The sequence below is a fragment of the Sulfolobus sp. E5-1-F genome (genome assembly GCF_009601705.1).
Classification (GTDB): domain Archaea; phylum Thermoproteota; class Thermoprotei_A; order Sulfolobales; family Sulfolobaceae; genus Saccharolobus.
This window is the reverse complement of the sequence record NZ_CP045687.1, coordinates 1,991,077-2,011,675: the sequence shown is the minus strand read 5'-3', so window position 1 is coordinate 2,011,675 and position 20,599 is coordinate 1,991,077. Positions and strand designations below refer to the sequence as shown.

General features: G+C 34.4%; 17 protein-coding genes and 1 tRNA gene. 8 read left to right on the top strand and 10 right to left on the bottom strand.

Annotated features, from left to right (window positions below; translation table 11 throughout):
• Positions 1 to 5 precede the first annotated feature (5 nt).
• The 4 genes from rpoA2 to GFS03_RS10475 are packed head-to-tail and all read right to left on the bottom strand — an operon-like array spanning position 6 to position 7,462.
• Positions 6 to 1,184 (bottom strand): DNA-directed RNA polymerase subunit A'', encoded by a 1,179-nt coding sequence (rpoA2, locus tag GFS03_RS10490; protein ID WP_153424036.1) that lies wholly within the window; start codon positions 1,182 to 1,184, stop codon positions 6 to 8.
• On the bottom strand, positions 1,181 to 3,823 hold the full coding sequence (gene rpoA1, locus GFS03_RS10485; RefSeq protein ID WP_153424035.1) for a DNA-directed RNA polymerase subunit A': 2,643 nt from the start codon (positions 3,821 to 3,823) through the stop codon (positions 1,181 to 1,183). The genes rpoA2 and rpoA1 overlap by 4 nt, the downstream gene beginning before the upstream one ends.
• Positions 3,816 to 7,211, bottom strand: coding sequence for a DNA-directed RNA polymerase subunit B (locus GFS03_RS10480; protein WP_153424034.1), 3,396 nt, complete (start codon positions 7,209 to 7,211; stop codon positions 3,816 to 3,818). The genes rpoA1 and GFS03_RS10480 overlap by 8 nt, the downstream gene beginning before the upstream one ends.
• Positions 7,208 to 7,462, bottom strand: coding sequence for a DNA-directed RNA polymerase subunit H (locus GFS03_RS10475; RefSeq protein WP_153424033.1), 255 nt, complete (start codon positions 7,460 to 7,462; stop codon positions 7,208 to 7,210). Before GFS03_RS10475 ends, GFS03_RS10480 begins: the two co-directional genes overlap by 4 nt.
• Before the next feature lie 349 nt (positions 7,463 to 7,811).
• On the opposite strand from GFS03_RS10475, the gene infB reads away from it, so the two are divergent.
• Positions 7,812 to 9,614, top strand: coding sequence for a translation initiation factor IF-2 (gene infB, locus GFS03_RS10470; protein ID WP_153424032.1), 1,803 nt, complete (start codon positions 7,812 to 7,814; stop codon positions 9,612 to 9,614).
• Here infB and ndk read toward each other — a convergent pair.
• Positions 9,603 to 10,019, bottom strand: a complete 417-nt coding sequence (ndk, locus tag GFS03_RS10465; RefSeq protein ID WP_153424031.1) for a nucleoside-diphosphate kinase — start codon at positions 10,017 to 10,019, stop codon at positions 9,603 to 9,605. The two genes, infB and ndk, sit on opposite strands and share 12 nt — an antisense overlap.
• A 3-nt stretch (positions 10,020 to 10,022) precedes the next feature.
• Entirely contained in the window at positions 10,023 to 10,208 is a 186-nt protein-coding gene (locus tag GFS03_RS10460; RefSeq protein ID WP_153424030.1) for a 50S ribosomal protein L24e, read from the bottom strand.
• A gap of 69 nt (positions 10,209 to 10,277) precedes the next feature.
• On the opposite strand from GFS03_RS10460, the gene GFS03_RS10455 reads away from it, so the two are divergent.
• The 5 genes from GFS03_RS10455 to GFS03_RS10435 are packed head-to-tail and all read left to right on the top strand — an operon-like array spanning position 10,278 to position 13,904.
• Positions 10,278 to 10,529 carry a 30S ribosomal protein S28e gene (locus GFS03_RS10455; RefSeq protein WP_153424029.1) on the top strand — a complete coding sequence of 84 codons (252 nt, stop codon included), beginning with the start codon at positions 10,278 to 10,280 and terminating at the stop codon, positions 10,527 to 10,529.
• Between the two features lie 9 nt (positions 10,530 to 10,538).
• Positions 10,539 to 11,189, top strand: coding sequence for a uracil phosphoribosyltransferase (upp, locus tag GFS03_RS10450; protein ID WP_153424028.1), 651 nt, complete (start codon positions 10,539 to 10,541; stop codon positions 11,187 to 11,189).
• A gap of 6 nt (positions 11,190 to 11,195) precedes the next feature.
• The gene (gene gatB, locus GFS03_RS10445; protein WP_153424027.1) at positions 11,196 to 12,623 is read left to right on the top strand and encodes an Asp-tRNA(Asn)/Glu-tRNA(Gln) amidotransferase subunit GatB; all 1,428 of its coding nucleotides are present in this window, start codon (positions 11,196 to 11,198) and stop codon (positions 12,621 to 12,623) included.
• 1 nt (position 12,624) lies between these two features.
• Positions 12,625 to 13,365, top strand: coding sequence for a phosphoribosyltransferase family protein (locus tag GFS03_RS10440; protein WP_153424026.1), 741 nt, complete (start codon positions 12,625 to 12,627; stop codon positions 13,363 to 13,365).
• Positions 13,362 to 13,904, top strand: a complete 543-nt coding sequence (locus tag GFS03_RS10435; RefSeq protein WP_153424025.1) for an MBL fold metallo-hydrolase — start codon at positions 13,362 to 13,364, stop codon at positions 13,902 to 13,904. The genes GFS03_RS10440 and GFS03_RS10435 overlap by 4 nt, the downstream gene beginning before the upstream one ends.
• A 221-nt stretch (positions 13,905 to 14,125) precedes the next feature.
• Here the strand turns inward: GFS03_RS10435 and tes are convergent, their stop codons facing one another.
• The 4 genes from tes to purB all read right to left on the bottom strand — a co-directional run bounded on the left by tes (position 14,126) and on the right by purB (position 18,509).
• Entirely contained in the window at positions 14,126 to 15,874 is a 1,749-nt protein-coding gene (gene tes, locus GFS03_RS10425) for a tetraether lipid synthase Tes (RefSeq protein WP_153424023.1), read from the bottom strand.
• Between the two features lie 61 nt (positions 15,875 to 15,935).
• Positions 15,936 to 16,886, bottom strand: coding sequence for a thiamine-phosphate kinase (locus GFS03_RS10420; RefSeq protein WP_153424022.1), 951 nt, complete (start codon positions 16,884 to 16,886; stop codon positions 15,936 to 15,938).
• Between the two features lie 54 nt (positions 16,887 to 16,940).
• Positions 16,941 to 17,028: transfer RNA gene (locus GFS03_RS10415), tRNA-Thr, on the bottom strand.
• A gap of 74 nt (positions 17,029 to 17,102) precedes the next feature.
• Positions 17,103 to 18,509 carry an adenylosuccinate lyase gene (purB, locus tag GFS03_RS10410; protein WP_153424021.1) on the bottom strand — a complete coding sequence of 469 codons (1,407 nt, stop codon included), beginning with the start codon at positions 18,507 to 18,509 and terminating at the stop codon, positions 17,103 to 17,105.
• 4 nt (positions 18,510 to 18,513) lie between these two features.
• Here purB and GFS03_RS10405 point away from each other — a divergent pair, with 4 nt between their 5' ends.
• Both GFS03_RS10405 and GFS03_RS10400 read left to right on the top strand, forming a co-directional pair.
• Positions 18,514 to 19,527 (top strand): formate--phosphoribosylaminoimidazolecarboxamide ligase, encoded by a 1,014-nt coding sequence (locus tag GFS03_RS10405; protein ID WP_238699102.1) that lies wholly within the window; start codon positions 18,514 to 18,516, stop codon positions 19,525 to 19,527.
• Positions 19,528 to 20,577, top strand: a complete 1,050-nt coding sequence (locus tag GFS03_RS10400; RefSeq protein WP_153424019.1) for a formate--phosphoribosylaminoimidazolecarboxamide ligase family protein — start codon at positions 19,528 to 19,530, stop codon at positions 20,575 to 20,577.
• Positions 20,578 to 20,599 lie beyond the last annotated feature (22 nt).

Genomic DNA, 20,599 nt, shown 5'->3' with positions numbered 1-20,599 from the left:
TTTTATCACCTTACTATCGGCCTCATTGTTAATTCAACCATTCCAGTACCTAGTTTAATTGGATGACCAATTATAATGTTTTCTACTACACCTTTAAATTCTTCTACATCTCCTCTAGCTGCAGCATCCAAAAGATGTTTAACAGTAACCTCAAATGCAGCTCTTGCTAACACACTACTCTTCTCTCCAGTTACACCATGCCTACCTATCTGTCTTACGACACCTGTTCTAGTCATTACATCCGCAACCAGTAATATATGTCTAATATCAACGTCTAAACCTTGTTCTGCTAACACTTTACTAATTTCCCTAATTATAATCTCCCTTGCAGCCTCTATTCCAAATACCTCCTCGATTTCACGAATATTATTAGTTTCTACTTTGGCTATATCAACTCCTTTCACACTAAGAACGCTAGATAGATTTGAACCATCTGTTATAATAATGTATTCATCCCCTTTTTTCTGAACTATCGCACGTTTTATTCCTTTTATTCCCTTTATTTTAGTATTAAGTATCTTATCTCTTAATTTAAATAATGCAGCTATACTATCTATATTAGCAAAACTTACTTTTAGTGCATTACCTTCAGATTCCTCTATCACAAATTCTCCTAATTTCAATCTATTTATAGCTTTTTTAACATCGTCAACAGTAACGCCTTTATCTTTAAGCATTTCATCATCGAGTTGAAGAATAATTGACATTGAAGCTATATCGATACTTGTTGAAGTAACTACATTCTCTATTTTTGTATACTCTATTTTTCTAGCAACTTCTAACGCTTTTTCTTTATCGTGTTTGTATTCATCGATTAAATAAATAGTCATCATTGGAGTTGATGGAACTTTTTTAGCGTCTACAATTTCTATTAGTCTTGGAAGACCCAACGTTACGTTTAACTCTCTTATACCCGCAAAATGAAAAGTCCTTAACGTCATTTGTGTACCGGGTTCTCCTACTGATTGTGCAGCTACAATTCCAATAGCCTCTCCTGGAGCTATTAGTCCTTCACTATACTCTTTAATAGCTAAATCGAAGATTTTTTCAATCTCTTCTCTAGTAACTAGCACTTCTTTATTAGATATCAAATTTTTCAAATCATCAACAATTTTTTGAGGAAGAATCTTGGAAGCTTGTTTTACTTTTTCTTCCAAAAAAGATTTATCCTTTTCATCAATCATATCTTCCACCCCACGACTCTCTCAAAGATCCTATTTACATCTACCGTTTTACCATGAGCTGAATACATGGGAAATACACCATCGTCACCATACGCAACTTGAATAACCTCGCCATATAAACTTCTTACAGTCCCATCATATTCAGCCCTTAAGTCCGATAATGCGTTTATTAATCTTCTTTGCATATAACCACTCTGTGAAGTTCGCACTGCAGTATCCACTAGACCTTCCCTACCTCCAGCAGCATGGAAGAATAATTCAGTTGGTTTAAGACCAGTTCTGAATGATGAATATATAAAACCTCTAGCTTCTGGTGAGATGTCATAAGGTTTAAAGTGAGGTAATGTTCTAGTCATATATCCTCTTTTTATTCTTTCACCTCTAACTGATTGCTGACCTAACATAGCGGCCATCTGAGTTATGTTTAATACGCTACCTCTAGCTCCAGTTCTTGCCATTACGTAAGCGAAATTAAATGGATCTAGATATTTACTTGCTATATCACCGGCAGTGCTTCTTAATTTGTCTAAGGTATCAAGAATATAGTTTTCTAAACTTTCCTCTAAAGTTCTCCCTGGTATTGGTTCTAACTCTCCATTTTTATACTTTTGTATTAGATTATCGACTTCCACTTTAGCCCTATCTATTTCGTTGTAAATTTCTTTCTTTACATCATCGCTTAATGATACGTCCTCAAGTCTCATCGTAAACCCTTGTAATTCAATAAATCTAATAAATACTCTAAATAGGTTATCCATTAACCACTTACCATATTCATCAGAATATTCCTTAATCAGCCAATGGAGGATACTTTCTGGTTGCTGGTTTCCTATAGCCTTTTTATCAAATACGCCTTCTAACAGTGTTCCGTTCTTAATCACTACATACGAATCGTGCGGGCAATCTTCGTTCTTGCATAGCCTAGGGCCACTACTAACGTTAGCTTGACCGTGGAAATTAAAATCTTTAGGCAGAAAAGCACTTACTACTTGTTTTCCAGTATAATATTCTCTAGGTGCTAAAATTGCCGGTTCCCCAAGATCAATTTTAACGTCTGCCACACCTAATATTTGCTGGGCTTCTTCTTTAGTTAATAACGTAGTTTTTACTGTTAGTAAATACGCACCACTTATATAATCTTGAGCAGCTCCTATAATAGGACCACCATATCTTGGGGTTATTATGTTTTTATGTACAAGCATTATTTCCTTGGCTTCCGCTATTGCCTCTTCTGACTGTGGAACGTGTAAGTTCATTTCGTCTCCATCGAAGTCTGCATTATATGGTGGACATACAAGCAAGTTTAACCTAAATGTTAACCCTTTTAGTACTCTAACTCTATGAGCCATCATTGAAATTCTGTGCAGAGAAGGTTGCCTATTGAACAAAACTATATCTCCATCAGTTAGATGACGTTCTACTACATATCCTGGAGCTAAAGTTGATGCAAGCTCCTTTCTATCTTTCACATATCTCAGATCTATTCTTCTACCATCTGGTCTAATTACGTAATTAGCGCCAGGCCATTTATCGGGACCATTAATAACAAACTGTCTTAATTTTTCTATATTCCATGAGGTTATCCTTTCTGGGACTGTAAGTGTTCTAGCTATAATCTCTGGGACTCCTACTTCATCAATACTAATATTAGGATCTGGGGATATGACTGTTCTGGATGAGAAATCAACTCTTTTACCAGATAAATTACCTCTAAATCTACCTTCTTTCCCCTTTAATCTTTGGGCTAGTGTTCTTAATGGCCTTCCAGATCTATGTTTAGAAGGAGGCAATCCGGGAATCTCGTTATCAAAGTAAGTCGCAACATGATACTGTAAAAGGTCCCACAAATCTTCTATTATCAGTTGTGGAGCTCCTGCATCTATACTCTCTTTCAATCGTTCATTAATCCTTACTATATCGACTAACTTATGAGTTAAGTCATCTTCAGCTCTTATTCCACTCTCTATCATAATAGAAGGTCTAATTGTAATTGGAGGAACTGGAAGAACAGTTAATATCATCCACTCTGGCCTACTGGTTGTAGGATCGTAACCTAATATTTCGGCATCGGATTCTGGTATTTTCTCCAATCTTTCTCGTATATCAGAAGGAGTTAGTTTTGCTACGCCTTCTTTCCTCTCTTCGTAAAAATTATACGGTTTTTCTAACTTTATCTTGAATTGCTTTTCGCCACAGTGTGGACAAACTTGAGCTTTCATTGCAGACTTCTTCACATATTCTGTTAATCTCCTAGCTGCAGATGGCCATCTTTTCTTAATTGCGTTATATATTCTAGAATATTTCTCTATTTCTTCTTCAGAAATTTTAACTCTACCACATCTCCTACATGTAGCCTTTAGGAATTCATATACATGTTTTACAAATCCTACATGAATTACTGGTCTAACTAATTCTATATGCCCAAAATGTCCGGGGCAGTTACCTAAAGTATTACCACAAGTAGGACACTTCTGTCCAGGTTCTATTACACCTAACCTAGGATCCATTACACTACCTTCTATTGGAGTCCCGTCTTCATCATAAACGTCTGGAGTTATTATTGCGGTCACTGACATCTTTCTTATTTCATCAGGAGAAAGTATTCCAAATTTTATTCCTTTTATATTCTTTTCACTCATTTTCTTTACCTCCACTCAATCTAACCCTATCCTCTAAAATTAATCTGGGTGATATGATCATGCTCATTAGTTCTTGAATTAAAAGCTTAAATGCATAAGATACAGTAACCGGGAACAAGTTACTCTTATCACCATGTATTGGGCATACGTATTTATTCTTATTCTTATCATACCAACCTATATAACCGCACTGATCGCAAACGTAAATTGTTGTTCTATCAGAGTTATCTAATAACCTATCCTTAAGGAGCATTGCAGTGCCAAAACCGATCAAACAGTCTCTTTCCATTTCTCCAAATCTTAAACCACCTTCTCTTGCTCTTCCTTCAGTTGGCTGTCTTGTTAAAATCTGAACTGGGCCCCTAGCTCTGGCGTGAATCTTATCTGCTACCATATGATGCAATTTCTGATAATATACTACTCCAAAATATATTCTAGATTTAATTTTCTGCCCAGTACGGCCATCATATGTTACTTCGGTAGCGTCTGGTAGATAACCATATTTCATGATCTCATTTTGTAATTGTTCTATAGGTGTCTTGTAGAAAGGTGTAGCATCTACAATATTCCCAGATAGTGCAGCATATTTACCCGCTATTCCTTCCATAATTTGACCTAATGTCATTCTAGATGGCAATGCGTGAGGATTTAATATTATATCAGGCACTACACCTTTAACAGTATATGGCATATCAACTTGTGGTATAAGCATACCAATTACACCTTTTTGTCCATGTCTACTAGCGAATTTATCACCTATAGAAGGTATTCTAAGATCTCTTACTCTTACCTTAACTAGCTTATTGCCTTCTGCAGTTTCAGTAACTAAAACTAGATCTACGATACCCATTTCACCATGTCTAGTAACTATTGAGGTATCACGCTTAGCTTGTTCTGGAGATAATTCTTTAAATTCTTGTAAGAATCTTGGAGGGCTAACTTTACCTATCAATACGTCTCCTCCTTTCACTTCGACCTCGGGTGAGACCACTCCGTTATCCTCTAGAAGTCTATAGTATTCTTTGCCTTTGTATCCTCTAACACCAGGCTCTGGAACTACTATTTTGTCTTCTTGACCTCCAGGATATTTTACCTCTTCTGTTGAGTAAAGTCTAAAGAATGTAGACCTATACATTCCTCTCTCAACGGAGGACCTATTCATAATTATTGAATCTTCCATATTGTATCCAGTAAATGACATTACAGCTAGGATAGCGTTATTTCCGGCTGGCCTATTTGTATAGCCTATAATATCTAATGCCCTAGTTTGAACTAAAGGTCTCTGTGGGTAATGGAGTAAATGGGCTCTCGTATCTGTACGTAACTGATAGTTCGCTGCATATAAACCTAAAGCTTGTTTAGCCATAGCTGACTGATATGTATTTCTAGGCGATTGATTATGCTCTGGATAAGGTATTATAGAAGCTGTTATGCCCAAAATAGCTGGAGACCATATCTCTAAATGAGTATGCTCTGGAGTTAAGTCACTAGGTTCTAAAGCAACATAAACGTTCTCTTCTTCTTCTGCATCCAGATACTCTATCTTTCCTTGTCTAACGAGATCGTCAAAGGTAATAGTGCCAGATTCTAACTTTTCAATATCTTCTCTAGTTACCAACGGGTTACCGTTAGAAACAACTATAAGTGGTCTTCTAACTCTTCCAGAATCGCAATTAACATGAACTTCATTAATGAAATCTGTAACTATATGAGCTACATTTACTTCATCACTAATTTCTCCTTTTCTCCTTCTTTCTCTGATCTTGTTAGCTAATTCTTGTCCATCTTGGTAATAGCCTATTAATCTTCCGTTAAGTAAAACTTTAGACCATTTTAGATATTCGTTCTGATCCTCTCCACCTTCAGTTACTCTTCTTATAACCTCCTCCACCGGAACTACTCCCATCTCATAAAGAGTTTTTTCAACAATCTTCTCATTTATTCCTACAGCAATTTGAGCCATTAACGCTAAATTCTTAACTAATCCACTATTCGGACCTTCAGGTGTTTCAAAGGGACACATCCTACCCCATTGTGTACCATGTAAATCTCTCGCTTCGAAATTAGGTTGACCCCTTGCTAATGAGGATATTACTCTCCTCAGATGGCTTAACATAGACAGCCAGTTAGTTCTATCAAGTAATTGACTAACTCCAGTTCTTCCACCAACCCAATTACCAGTAGCTAATGCATGCCTTATTCTTTCTGTTACGATATCTGGCCTAACTAATGCCTTTAAAGTGAGCTTTCTACCTCTTACCTTGGATTTTTCTAGTTGATATGTTAAATCTTTTACGAAAGCCTTGAAAGCTACTCTAAATAATGACGCGAATAAGTCTCCGGCTAATCTTAATCTTTTATTAGCGTAATGATCTTTATCATCAGGTTCTCTTCTACCCAGATGCAGCTCAATAACTTTTGATATAGCATAAGCTAAATAATATGCTTTCTTTCTTCTATCATCTGCCGAAGTTCCTAAATGAGGCAGAAAGTATTTATCAATTATTTGTTGTGCTTTTTCTATTCTATTTTCTCTCTTTTGGCCTATGGCTACTCTGCTACCTATAAAATCTAGTGCATCATCAACAGTAGCTATAGAACTTGCTTGTTCTAAAGAGGGAAATAATTCGTTCTGAATCTGAGGATCTAATGATACTGCATATACTATGTCCCTGTCAGTTAATATACCAAGTGCTCTCATTAAAATAACAAACGGAATTTTACCTGGAACTGCTGGAAATGATACATGATATGTACCCTCTTTTAGTCTTTCTATTGTAACGGGCACTCTATAGCCTGCAGTACTAGAGATAATTTTAGCCGTATGTGTAATATTTGACCCCGTCTTTCCAGTATCTACAAGAACTCTATTTGGAGCTAAATCTTCTTGAGTTACTATAACTCTTTCGGACCCATTTACTATGAAATACCCTCCCGGGTCTTTAGGATCCTCACCAATCTCAATCAGCTTATCTAAAGTATACTGTGATATCGGATCTATTGCTGATTTGAGCATTATAGGTAAATCTCCTATATAAACCTCCTCTGGTTCTGCTTCAATATTATTTTCAACTGGAATCATTGTAAGCCATAGTGGAGCAGCATAGGTCAAGTTCCTTAGTCTAGCTTCCATTGGACTGATCTCCCTTTCTCCCCTATCTGATTCCCTAACTCTTGGTTTTCCTATTCTTATCTTGCCTAATCTCACTTTCAAACCTGGTATTTCTGTTGGGATTTCTCCTTGCTCGTCAATGATCTCTTGAAGCTTGTTTCTAACAAAGTCATTGTATGAATCCAGATGCTGTCTAACTAAGCCTTTAGATTTAAAATAAGCTTCGATAACTTTCCATCTTTCATCAACGCTTAAAATAGATGCCAATTCATTCACCCACTAATTACATACCTATACGAGACAACCTCTCCATATAATTGACTCTTTCTCATAACTCTAATTATGTCACCTGGTTTCGCATTTATGCTTATAGCAACGGGATCTGAGGCCCTTATCCAAGGCAATTGTTCTGGTCTAATTCCTAATTCTTTTAGAATTTTATATGCTTCATCGATACTAAGTACCTCATGCTTGGGTACAAGATAATGAACTCTTGGATCAATTTTCCTATTAGATGATCCTCTCATTATTAACCATTATTCACATACTACATTTGGGTAATAAGAGTTTTACTCTGACTTACTTAATTAGGCTATATATTATTCGAAGCGTTAGCTTTTAAGCACTTTGTAGTTTTATTCATCAATACATATATAAAAGTTACATCCAGTTTTAGAGTAATCTATTCCTACTCTGGAAAAATTACCTAAATCTTAATAGTATTGATCAACTTCTCAGCTAAAGTATTCATCTACAATGCGCTAAATATTTTTAACTATAGCTATAAATAATGCGATTGAAAAGAATATTTCGTCTTTCACGCAATTTCATGGCAAACTAATTTATTCTAATAATATATTAAGGTCATATAGGTGAATGAAAATTAGCAACGCTGGGAGAAGGCTTAGGCAACCAATAGTAGTAGTATTAGGCCACGTAGATCATGGAAAAACTACATTACTTGATAAAATAAGGGGTACAACAGTGGTTAAAAAGGAACCTGGAGAAATGACACAAGAGGTGGGAGCTAGTTTTGTTCCAAGCTATATAATTGAAAAATTAGCAGAACCTCTTAAAAAGGTAATACCTATAAAACTCCAAATACCAGGATTATTGTTTATTGATACACCCGGCCACGAGTATTTTTCGAATTTGAGAAGAAGAGGTGGAAGCGTAGCGGATATTGCAATCCTAGTTGTTGATATTACTGAAGGCCTCCAGAAGCAATCAATAGAATCAATACAAATACTAAGAGAAAGAAAAGTTCCATTTCTCGTAGCTGCGAATAAAATAGATAAAATACCCGGATGGAAATCAACTAATGACATACCGTTTTTAGCGTCAATTGAGAAACAGAGGAACGATGTTAAAGTTTATTTAGATAACTTAGTCTATAATTTGGTTTCACAACTAGCTAACTTAGGCTTTAGTGCTGAACGTTATGATAGAATAAAGGATTTCACTAAAACAGTAGCAATAGTTCCGGTTTCTGCTAAGACTGGGGAAGGTGTTGCAGATCTTTTAGCATTACTCGCCGGATTAACCCAAAGATACTTAGAGACTAGATTAAAGTTTGCAGAGGGTCCTGCAAAGGGAGTTATATTAGAAGTAAAAGAAGATCCCGGCTTAGGGCACACCATAGATGTTATAATTTACGATGGAGTGCTTAAGAAAAATGATACTATAATATTAGGAGGTATCAACGGCATTATTATAACTAAAGTTAGGGGAATATTTGTACCTAGACCATTACAAGATATGAAATTAAGCAAGTATGATCTAACACCAATAGATGAAGTATATGCAGCAGCTGGAGTGAAGATATCTGCACCTAATTTGGAGGAAGCCTTAGCTGGATCGCCACTTTATGTGATAGAAGACGAGTCTAAAGTTGAGCAATATAAACAGCAGATAGAAGAGGAAATTAAAGAAGTTAGACTGTACAGTGATATCGACGGAATAGTGCTTAAGGCAGATAGCTTAGGAACACTAGAAGCCTTAGTTAGCGCTTTGCAGCGAGAAGGTATACCAATAAGGCTAGCAGATATAGGTCCAATTTCGAAGAGAGATGTTATAGAGGCGAGTATAGTAGCTCAAAGATCAAAAGAATATGGAATTATTGCTGCTTTTAGAGTAAAATTATTACAAGGAATTGATACTAGTGGAGTAAAAATATTATATAATGAAATAATTTATCAGTTAATTGAAGATATCAAGAAGCATATTAATGAAGTTAGGGAAGCTGAGAAAAGGCGTACATTTGACACTTTGATATTACCAGGCAAAATAAGGATATTGCCGGGTTATGTATTTAGACGCAGTGATCCAGTAGTAGTAGGTATTGAAGTTATAGGAGGTGTTATAAGACCTAAGTATCCTTTAATTAAAGAAGATGGAAGGAAAGTTGGTGAGATACTACAAATACAAGATAATAAGAAGAGTCTTGAAAGGGCAACTAAAGGAATGGAAGTTGCAATATCAATTAAAGGCAATCTAATGATAGGAAGACATGTAAATGAAGGAGATGTTTTATACACCGATGTACCTAAAGAAGACCTTGAAATATTGGTTAATAAGTATTCAAGTTCTATCACGGATGATATGAGAGAAGTAATAAAAGAAATAATAAGAATAAAGAGAAAAGAAGATCCTTTATATGGATTAGGATTACAGATCTGATTTATCGAAGAACAACGATATCTCCCGCTGAGCTTTTTCGATAGAATCAGAAGCATGAATAACGTTTTCTGACTTAGATAACGCATAATCTCCTCTTATAGTGCCAGGAGGTGCTTCTTTAGGATCCGTATTACCGATCATTCGCCTTATCACCTGCACTACATCATCACCTTCTATCACAATACATACTACTGGACCGGAGGTAACATAATTTACAAGTTCTTCAAAGAAACTTTTTCCTTTATGCTCCTCATACAACTTTTCAGCTACTTCCCTTGACATTTTCACCATTTTAAGAGATACAATTTTTAATCCTCTTCTCTCAAATCTACTAATTATTTCTCCTACTAATCCTCTCCTAACTCCATCTGGTTTTATCATTACAAATGTCCTTTGCATAACCATTTTTCATCTAACCTTCATATATTTAGTAGTCCATTTATACTTCTTTGGATCTCTATGATATTTTAGCATTGATTTCCTACACTTACTTGAACAAAACCATAAGATCGCGCCATCGTTCCTCACATACATTAATCCAGTGCCTGGAGGTATTTCGTGACCACAGAAACTACATTGCCTAGTAGTAGGCATTCAAACCACAAATAAACAATATGGGTGAAGTATTTAAGTGAATTGTTCATAGTAATAGCTGGTGGAAAAATGAGTGAAAAAACCCAGCAATCACAAAGTTCATCTATAATAGAAGAATTTGGATTTCCAGCTGAAGTTATCCAAATTTTGGATAGAACCGGCGTAACTGGAGAAGTTACCCAAGTAAGGGTAAGAATATTAGAGGGTAGGGACAAAGGGAGAATACTTACCAGAAACGTAAAGGGACCAGTAAGAGTAGGTGATATTTTAATATTAAGAGAGACAGAGAGGGAAGCCAGGAAAATAACAACTAAGAGGTAACAAAAACTAATGCCATTATACATAATCGATAAACCTATAACACTACATATATTAACGCAACTTAGAGATAAAAATACTGATCAAATTAACTTTAGGAAAAACTTGGTAAGATTAGGAAGGATATTGGGCTACGAAATAGTAAACACCTTGGATTACGAAATAGTAGAAGTTGAAACGCCATTAGGTGTTAGGACTAAAGGAATAGAAATAACAGACCTAAACAACATAGTGATTATAAACATATTAAGGGCAGCAGTACCCTTAGTTGAGGGTTTACTTAAGGCATTTCCTAAAGCAAGACAAGGTGTGATAGGGGCAAGTAGAGTAGAAGTCGATGGGAAAGAAGTACCAAAAGATATGGACGTTTATGTATATTACAAAAAAATACCAGATATAAGAGCTAAAGTTGATAACGTAATAATTGCAGATCCCATGATCGCAACAGCAAGCACTATGTTAAAAGTACTTGAAGAAGTTGTAAGAGCTACTCCTAAAAGAATATATATTGTGTCAATAATCTCTTCAGAATATGGAGCAAACAAAATTCTCTCTAAATATCCATTTATTTATCTTTTCACAGTTACAGTTGACCCTGAACTTAATAATAAAGGTTATATTTTACCTGGTCTCGGAGACGCTGGAGATAGAGCGTTTGGGTGATAAGATATGGATGATGATGTAAAAATAGGATTAGAAGTTCACGTTCACATAACGGCGTTAAAGACTAAACTTTTCTGCTCATGTCCATCAGATTATACTGGAAAAGACCCAAATACAGTAACTTGCCCCGTATGTTTAGGATTACCTGGAGCTATTCCCGTATTAAATGAAAACGCGGTAAAATATGGTATCTTAACTGCACTAGCCCTTAACTGCCAAATTGCTGAGAAATTAATTTTCGATAGGAAACATTATTTTTATCCAGATATGTCTAAAAATTATCAGATATCCCAATATGATGGACCAGGTAGTATGGCCATAGCTAAAGACGGTTATATCAAATTAAATGATAAAATCATAAGAATTAGAAGAATAAATATAGAAGAAGATCCAGCAAAGATAGTCTACCCTACTGGTTCTATACTAACTAGCAAATATACGTTACTAGACTATAATAGATCTGGTACGCCATTGTTAGAAATTGTAACAGAACCAGATCTAAGGTCTGCTAAAGAAGCCAGATTCTTCCTAGAAAAATTAAGGTCAATCCTAGAACATTTAGGTGTATGTGACTGTGGCATTGAAGGTTCAATGAAAGCTGATGTAAATATATCAGTAAAAGGAGGAGAGAGAGTGGAAGTTAAGAATGTGGGTTCTCCTAAAGACGTTGAGGATGCTATAAATTATGAAATTGCAAGACAGAGAGCTAGTGTACTACAAGGTATCAAGATAGAAAGAGAGACTAGACATTGGGATAACGAAAGGAGAGTTACAGTACCTTTACGAACTAAAGAGACTGAGGAGGATTATAGATATTTTCCAGATCCAGATTTACCACCATACTCAATAACACCAGAGCTTATCGAGAAGTTTAAACGTGAAATGCCAGAGTTACCAGACCAGAGAGCTGAGAGGTTTGTAAAACAATACAATGTTACCCCATATCAAGCTCAAGTTTTGGTTAATGAAAAAGCTTTAGCGGATTTATTTGAAGAAATCACAAACAAGTATAAAAACTATGCTAAAGTTGCAAATCTGTTAATTAACGATTACATGAGATGGCTTAACGAAAATAATATCACAGTAACACAAAGTAAAGCCAAAGCCAATCATATCATTGAACTATTTGAGTACTTAGATTCTGGCTTAATATCAATAAAGATAGTAAAAGAACTACTACCTGAAATGATCTTATCTGGAAAAACTCCGGGACAACTAATTAAGGAAAAGGGTATGACAAACATCAAAGATGAGAATTACTTAGAAAGGATTATAGATGAAGTACTAAATGAAGAGAAAGAGGCTGTAGAGAAAGCTAAGAAAGATCCAAAAGTTGTAAATTATTTAGTAGGTATGGTAATGAAGAAGACGGGAAAAAGAGCTGACCCTCAAATGACAGTTGAAATAATAAAAAAGAAGCTAGGTTTAACTTAACATGGAGATTTTTATGTTACAGAATAATCAAATAAAGGAAAAAGAATTGCGGCTTAGGCTATTTAGTGTAGATATCTTAAAAGAATTAAAAAATATTTATACTTACAAAGAATTGTCCAATTTCTTCAATATTCAAGAAAGTTTAATATGTAGATACGTTAATGGGAGAACAATTCCTAGCGAGAGACAAGCTTTAGAAATCGTTACAAGGATAAAGAATAAGGAATTTCTATATAATTTCTTTATAAGAAAAATAAGAGTTTATGAAGATGATTTCATAGATGTATCTAACTTACTATTTTATCCTAACTTACTAAGAACATTTCTAGAATTATATTTAATTAAATTAAATAAAGCTAGTGATGTAACAAAAATAGTAGGTATTGCCTCAAACGGAATCCCATTTGCTACAATAGTGGCTTCAATATTAGAAAAACCACTCATAATATCGAAAAAACATAAGGACTCTACTCAGATACAATATATTGAGGAGAATATCAGAGAAAGCAATGGCATAATTTCAACACTTTACATGAGGAGTGATTATATTTCAAAAAAGGATAAGATACTTATAGTTGATGATGTAATTAGAAGTGGAAAAACCCTACTTTCACTTTACAACTTGATAAGTAAAGCTAATGCAAGTGTAGTAGGCGCCCTTATAATAGCAACTAATACTGATATTTGGAAGGATAAATTTATTGACAAAGATATAAATGTTATGGTGCTTTTTAAAGTATGAGTATAGCTAAAATTCAAAGAAACGTTTACGTCATAGGTGGTAGATTAATAGATAGTAATGATTCCAATGCATATCTAGTTTATGACGACCAAAAAAATTATTATACGCTCATTGACACTACAACTGGTGCTAACATTCAATATGTAATAGAGAGCCTTTTAGAAGTCTTAAAAGGAAAGGATAAACTAAAATACGTTATATTAACAAGCTGCAAGTTTGAAAATAGTGGTGGATTGTACTATATTTATAATTTATTTAAACCAATTACGATAGCCCATTTTCCAGACTCTATAATGATCAGAAAAGGTGAGTGTGAAAATAGAACATACACACCATCTCCAATATCACTGGAAATTAAGCAAAAACAGTATATTTTGGATAATTTTTTAATAACTCTAAGTAAAAATATCACTAATGGAAATATAGTGGTAAAATATAATGATGTCTTGTTTTCCGGAAGTAATACAAGGATCACACAATATCCTAAATACATAAAATATATTTGCGATGTAAACAACTGTAGATCGGCAAGTGATTAAAATGGTCTTCGAGGAGAATTGTCAATCTTGTGGGAAAATAAAGGAAACAAAATACTGTTCAATACTCAAAATTAATGTTTGTTATCAGTGCTGTACATTATGTAAAAAGCGAAGCGATTGTAATCTAAGAGTATGGTTCAAAGATTTAATTCCAAATAAAAAACAACAGCTTAGAAAACAAGAAAAAACCACATTAGAAAAATACTTTTGATTAAGCTAAGTCAAAGTTGTTGAAAGGATTTGTAAGTATTCTTATAGATCTCGGAATTCTCTAAGGTTGAAGCTATACGCTTATATTTTATAGCATCACCTAATGAGTTTTCTCCATGTTCCTTAGTCCATTTATCAAGAGGTATTTGATACTCTCTCAGTACTTTATCTCTATACAAATCGTTTAATACATTATAGGTACAGAATGGAATCACTCTACCATCTGGCACAACATAGTGAATATCACATCTCATTACTCTTTGTACATCGTAGTTATATAAATCCATGAAGTGCATAGTTCCTAAGAATAATGTTCTATAGTGCCACTCTCCAAGTGCTTCGTAATTATGATGAATTATTATGTTATAGAGCATCTTATATACATCAAAGTCCTTAGGTCCTTTTTCTTTGTCTATGAACTTCCTTATACTATACAATACTTTACTTGCAACCCATACTTTGTTAGCACCCTCTCTTAACTCTTCTTCTTTCTCTTTAAGATATTCTAGCAAACCTTCTAGATCAATAAATTTCGAAATTGGTATAAAGTGAGGTTCATGATTTCTCCATTCTACATACACATATGTCCCAGCTCCACAAGAAGGATGATTAGCCATTTCGAATTGTTCCTTACCAGTTAAAGCTTCAACTAGCCTTGAGAAGACAACAGAAGTACCTATTGGATACCAACTATCCTTAGTTATCTCACCATCAGTTTGTTCTTCTATATTCTTTATAACTTCAGGTATCGTGATTCTGAATTTAGCTCTCATATTCCTTTTCATCATTCCGGTTAAACTCACTGGCTGGAAGTTTACTGATCTAACAACATCCATATTGTATGCTGCAAACTTAACTATATTACCTAGATCATTATCATTAACTGTCTTAATTACAGTGGGAACTAATACAACGCTTGTCATCCCTGCTCTTCTGAACACTTCTAGCGTATATGGAATTTCCCAATGGTTCTTTGGATTAGTTTTTCTGGTTGTGCCGTCAAAACTCATGTATACAGTATTTACTCCTGCTTCTCTAAGAGCTCTAGCATATTTAATTGCCTTATCGGGATCTTCTAAGTACAGTTTAGCAAAAGTACCTCCCCAACTATTTAACTGAATATGTTTTACACCATTTTCTCTAAGCATCTTTATTATTTCTATTATGTCCTCCCTTAATGTAGGCTCTCCTCCAGTCACTTGGATAACCAGCGTAATATCTTGTTTCTTTAGTTGATCTACCATAAACTTAATTTGCTCTAACGTAGGTTCATAAACATATCCTGCCTTTTCAGCATAGAAGAAGCAATACCAACAAGATAAGTCACATCTATTTGTTATCACTAAATTAACTAATGCTGAGTGTTGATGGTGCATCGGGCATAGTCCACAGTTATAAGGACAAGGAGATTTCAAGTCAACATAGGGGACTTTAGGTCCTTTTCCTTCATACTCCCAATAGTCAAACTTATAGTATAAACTAGAATCTGCGTAATATAAGTCCTCAAATTCTCCGTGCTCTGGGCATATTTTTCTTATGAACAATTTTCCTTCTTTTTCAAATATAGTAGCTGGTAAAAGCCTATAGCACGCTGGACACAGTGAATGAGTTACTCTAACTAATTTCTCATCTTTAGCTAATGTTGGTAAGGGTCCTCCTATCTTAATTTCTTTATCTCCAAATTTAACTACTCCTTCCTCGAAACTTGACGGTGCAGGCAAAAGTCTAGAATGCCTTTCAGTGTTTACTATCTGAGCCATTGAAAGTAAGATTTGCGATCTTTATATATAAAGATATTCTCTTTGACTTACGTACATTCAGTTAATACCAGCCGATGAAATTATCCCATCCAGTATTTTTAATCACAGCATTTTTATATGTTATTAGTTTATTTCCATGAATAACTTGTCCGATAATTAATGGATTAAACGCTAGATATTGAAGTTCAGTTAGTATTTCCTTCACTGGGGAATTTTTGTCTATAATAAGTAAAGGCAAAAACTCTTCTCCAGCGTATTTTAAAATATCAAGTTCAGTTAAATTCAAGCGAAGCTTTAATGAGTTTAAGACATTTTTATCTATTGGAATTTCGGTAATGTTTATCCCTAAGTTGAAATTATCAACTATTTTGTATAAAGATACCATAAGACCGTCGCTAATATCAGTAGAATATTTAATGAACTTACAGTATTTTTTCATAAAAAATAGTAATGACTTTTTAATGATGGGATGTTTTACTTTAAGTAACGATTCTGGCAAGATTTGTATATTAAAATTGTTTATATAAGAAATAAAAACATTAGTGGTATAACCAATATAGTCGCCAATTACTAAAAGATCACCATCATCAATAACTTTATCACTAATATCGCATAAAACTTCTCCTTCCACAAAAACATCAACCCAGCCATTAGAATCAGAATCATTTAAATCCCCTCCTACATATCTTCCTCCATAATAATGAATAGCATCAGATATACCGCTAATAAGTTCCTCTGCTTTATTCACATCGAAGTCATGAGGTAAGCCCAATGAAATTAAATAGAATTCAGGTTTAACTCCCTTCGCTATAATGTCACTGGTAGAGGCTGAAATTGCCTTCCATCCAATATCGTAGAGTGACATAAATGGAAAAGCGTATGACAGTTTAAATCCATCTACCTTATATCCTCTTTTATCATTGATGAATACATCATCTAATAGTTTAATGTCGATGTAACTCTTAATATATCTCTTGATGAACTCATGCTCACCTATATCTTTTAGTTTCACAAAGTATTAGCTAGTTATCAAAGTCTTAATTAATTTCTCAAAAATAAGGTTTTAAGCCGCCGGCGGGATTCGAACCCGCGACCGCCGGCTATCTCACTTTGGGTACGAGGCCGGCGCTCTAACCAGGCTGAGCTACGGCGGCATCACTCTACTATATATTTAAATGGATTATTTAAAGCTTAAAAGATAAACCTTACTGCACTTGTTCTGAACTTCTCATATTTCTGAACCTTTAATTATTCCTTTCGCATAGCTTATAGTCCTCTCTATTAGTTTATCATAAGATCCTAGGTAGTTTTTAGGGTTAAGTATGTTCTCAAGTTCTTGCTTGGAGAAATAACTTAGAATTAAACTATCCTCTAGACAAACCTCTAGTAACGTTTTTCCAGTTTGCCTTACTTTTGACGTTAGTTTGTTAACGTATTGATGAGCTTCATGCCTTTTCATACCTTTTAAGGTTAAGTTTATCATCAGACTTTCTGCCATTATTTGTCCTTTAGTCAAGTTCAAATTCCTTTCAATATTCTCAAAATTTATCCTTAGATTCCTTAAGAGATTTATCATACTATCTAGTATTTCGTCAATAATTAGAAATTCATGCGATATTATTATCCTCTCTGACGAACTGTTAGTCAGATCTCTTTCATGCCATAATGGAATATTTTCTAATGACGCTACAACAAGAGAGCGTAAGACTTTAGCTAAACCTCCAATCTTTTCTGACGTAACGGGGTTTTCCTTCTGAGGCATAGTGCTACTTCCTACACGACCTTCTACACCTTCGTTTATTTCATTTATTTCCGGTCTCATTAATTCTCTAACTTCTAATGCGAATCTATCACATTGAGATGCTAAAATTGAAAGATCAGAAGTTAATTCTGCAAACGCATCTCGTGGAGCAACTTGAGTTGAAATCTCATGAGGTCTTAATCCTAAAATTTTCATGACATTTTCTTCGATTTCTAACCCTATATTACCCCAAGCAGCCATTGTGCCAACTGCACCTGCCATTTTACCTTTTACTATTCTTCTCTCAACTTCATTTAATCTTTCTAATGATCTGGAAAATTCATAGATATAATTAGTAATTTTAAAGCCTAACGTTATAGGCAATGCGTGCTGTCCATGAGTTCTCCCTACCATTACTAAATCTTTGTACTTAATTGCTAGACTAATCATTATTTCTAATATTTCTATTACTTTTTTCTTTACTAATCTTATTGCGTCTCTAAATATTAATGCATAAGCCGTATCTACGATATCATAACTTGTTGCACCAAAATGAATATATCTCCCAGCATCTCCACTTCTTTCTGCCATCAACACTACCATAGCCATTACGTCATGACCGATTTTTGATTCAAGTTCATCAACTTCTTCTGGTCTTATTGTTAATGAAGCTTTCTCAACTTTTTGAATGTCTTCCTCTTTTACTAAACCGTACTTGCTTAACGCTTTTAGTAATGCAATTTCGACTTGAATTCTCGTTTTCAGTATTTCTTCTCTGCTAAAAAGCTTTCTCATCTCATTGCTGCCGTATCTCCATTCTAAAGGACATATACTATCTTCCATGGCTAATTGTAAAGTATGTTCAACATTTATTAACTTATACTGTAATCTCACAACAATGATAGTTGCTACAATCGGAAGTCATTCTGCATTACAAATCTTACATGGAGCCAAAAAGGAAGGTTTTCAAACTATGGTAATAACAGATAATAGAAGGAAAGAGTTTTATAAAAATTTTAGTTTTATCGATTATATTTTAGCATATACTAATTTAGATGAAGCTGTCTCTTTAATCAATGAAATAAAGGATAACGGTATATTGATACCCCATGGAAGCTTAGTAGAATATTTAGGTAAGGAAAGAGTAGATAGAATTGAGACAAAAATCTTTGGGAATAGAAGAATATTCGAATGGGAGGCTGATCAGAAAAAGAAAATGGAACTACTTAGAAAGTCAAACATAAAGATTCCTGAGGTATTTGAAAGACCGGAAGATGTGGATAGATTAGTAATTGTAAAACTTAACGGAGCTAAAGGGGGAAAAGGATACTTCTTAGCTAGGAACAAAAGTGAAGTAAAAGAGGGAATTCGAAAGCTCATTGAGACTAAAATAATAAGAGATGAAAATGAAGTAATTATCCAAGAATATGTTGTCGGAGTCCCAATGTATTTTCAATTTTTCTATAGTAATATTATAAATAGAACAGAAATCTTTGGAATAGATATAAGATATGAGACTAATATGGATGGACTTAAAAGACTTCCTTTTGAGTATAGTAAAGAACTTAACATAAACCCAACGTTTGTAGTTGTTGGTAATATTCCGGCTGTGGCTAGAGAAAGCCTACTACCAGTTGCTTTAGAATACGCTGATAATTTCGTTAGAACTACTAAGGAATTAGTATCTCCAGGTATGATAGGGCCATTTTGTTTGGAATCAATAGTAACTGATAATTCAGATATAGTAGTTTTCGAGTTCTCTGGAAGAATAGTTGCCGGAACTAATTTATACGTAAATGGGAGCCCATATAGTTGGCTTTACTGGGATGAGCCCATGAGTATGGGAAGAAGAATCGCAAGAGAAATCAAAATTGCTAATGAAAAAGATAGGTTAAGTTTAGTGGTGAGTTAAATGAACGTTAAGATAGCTGCACTAGCTAGCCATTCTGCTCTTGACGTCTTCGATGGAGCTAAGGATGAAGGCTTTCAAACAATAGGGCTGTGCAAAAAGGGGAGAGAAAAGCCTTATTTGGAATTTAAGGCAATCTTAGATAAGTGTATAATCTTAGATGATTTTAAAGAAATAGTCTCAGATGAGGTGCAAGATAGATTACTCAGCGAAAACGCAATAATTATCCCTAATAGGAGCTTAGCAGTTTATGTAGGTTATGATGGAATAGAAAAAATGAAAACGAAAGTCTTTGGCAATAGATACATGTTACGATGGGAAGAAAGAGTTGGTGAGAAGAATTATTATAGAATATTAAATGAGGCAAAAATACCTATACCAAAATTATTCAAACCAGAAGAGATCGATAGGCCAGTAATAGTTAAACTACCTGAGGCTAAAAGGAAAGTTGAGAGGGGATTCTTTTTCGCTGTAAATAAGGAAGATTTCGAAGCTAAACTTAATGAATTATTTAAAAATAACATAATAGATAATGAAGGATTAAAAAATATGGTAATAGAGGAATTTGTATTCGGAGCTCATTTTAATCTTAACTACTTTTACAGTCCAATATTTAATAGGCTAGAACTAATAAGCGTAGATAGAAGAATTCAAAGTGATTGGGATAGCTTATATAGATTACCTGCTGACATACAAATAAAATTAGGTAGGATACCGAGACTGATAGAGGTTGGCCACGAGCCGGTAACAATAAGAGAAAGTCTGTTAGAAAAAGTATTTGAGATAGGATATAGATTTGTAGAGGCTACACAAAAACTTGAGCCTCCTGGAATAATAGGACCCTTTACTCTACAGGTTATGGTAACTCCAGATTTAGATCTTATCGTATACGATGTAGCCCCAAGAATTGGAGGTGGTACAAATGCATATATGGGAATTGGGAGTCAATATTCTAAATTTTACTTCGGAAAACCAATAAGTTTAGGAAGAAGAATAGCATTAGAGATAAAGCATGCTATAATAAATAATCTTACCGAAAAAATACTAACTTAATATGTCATTATGATTTTTACGT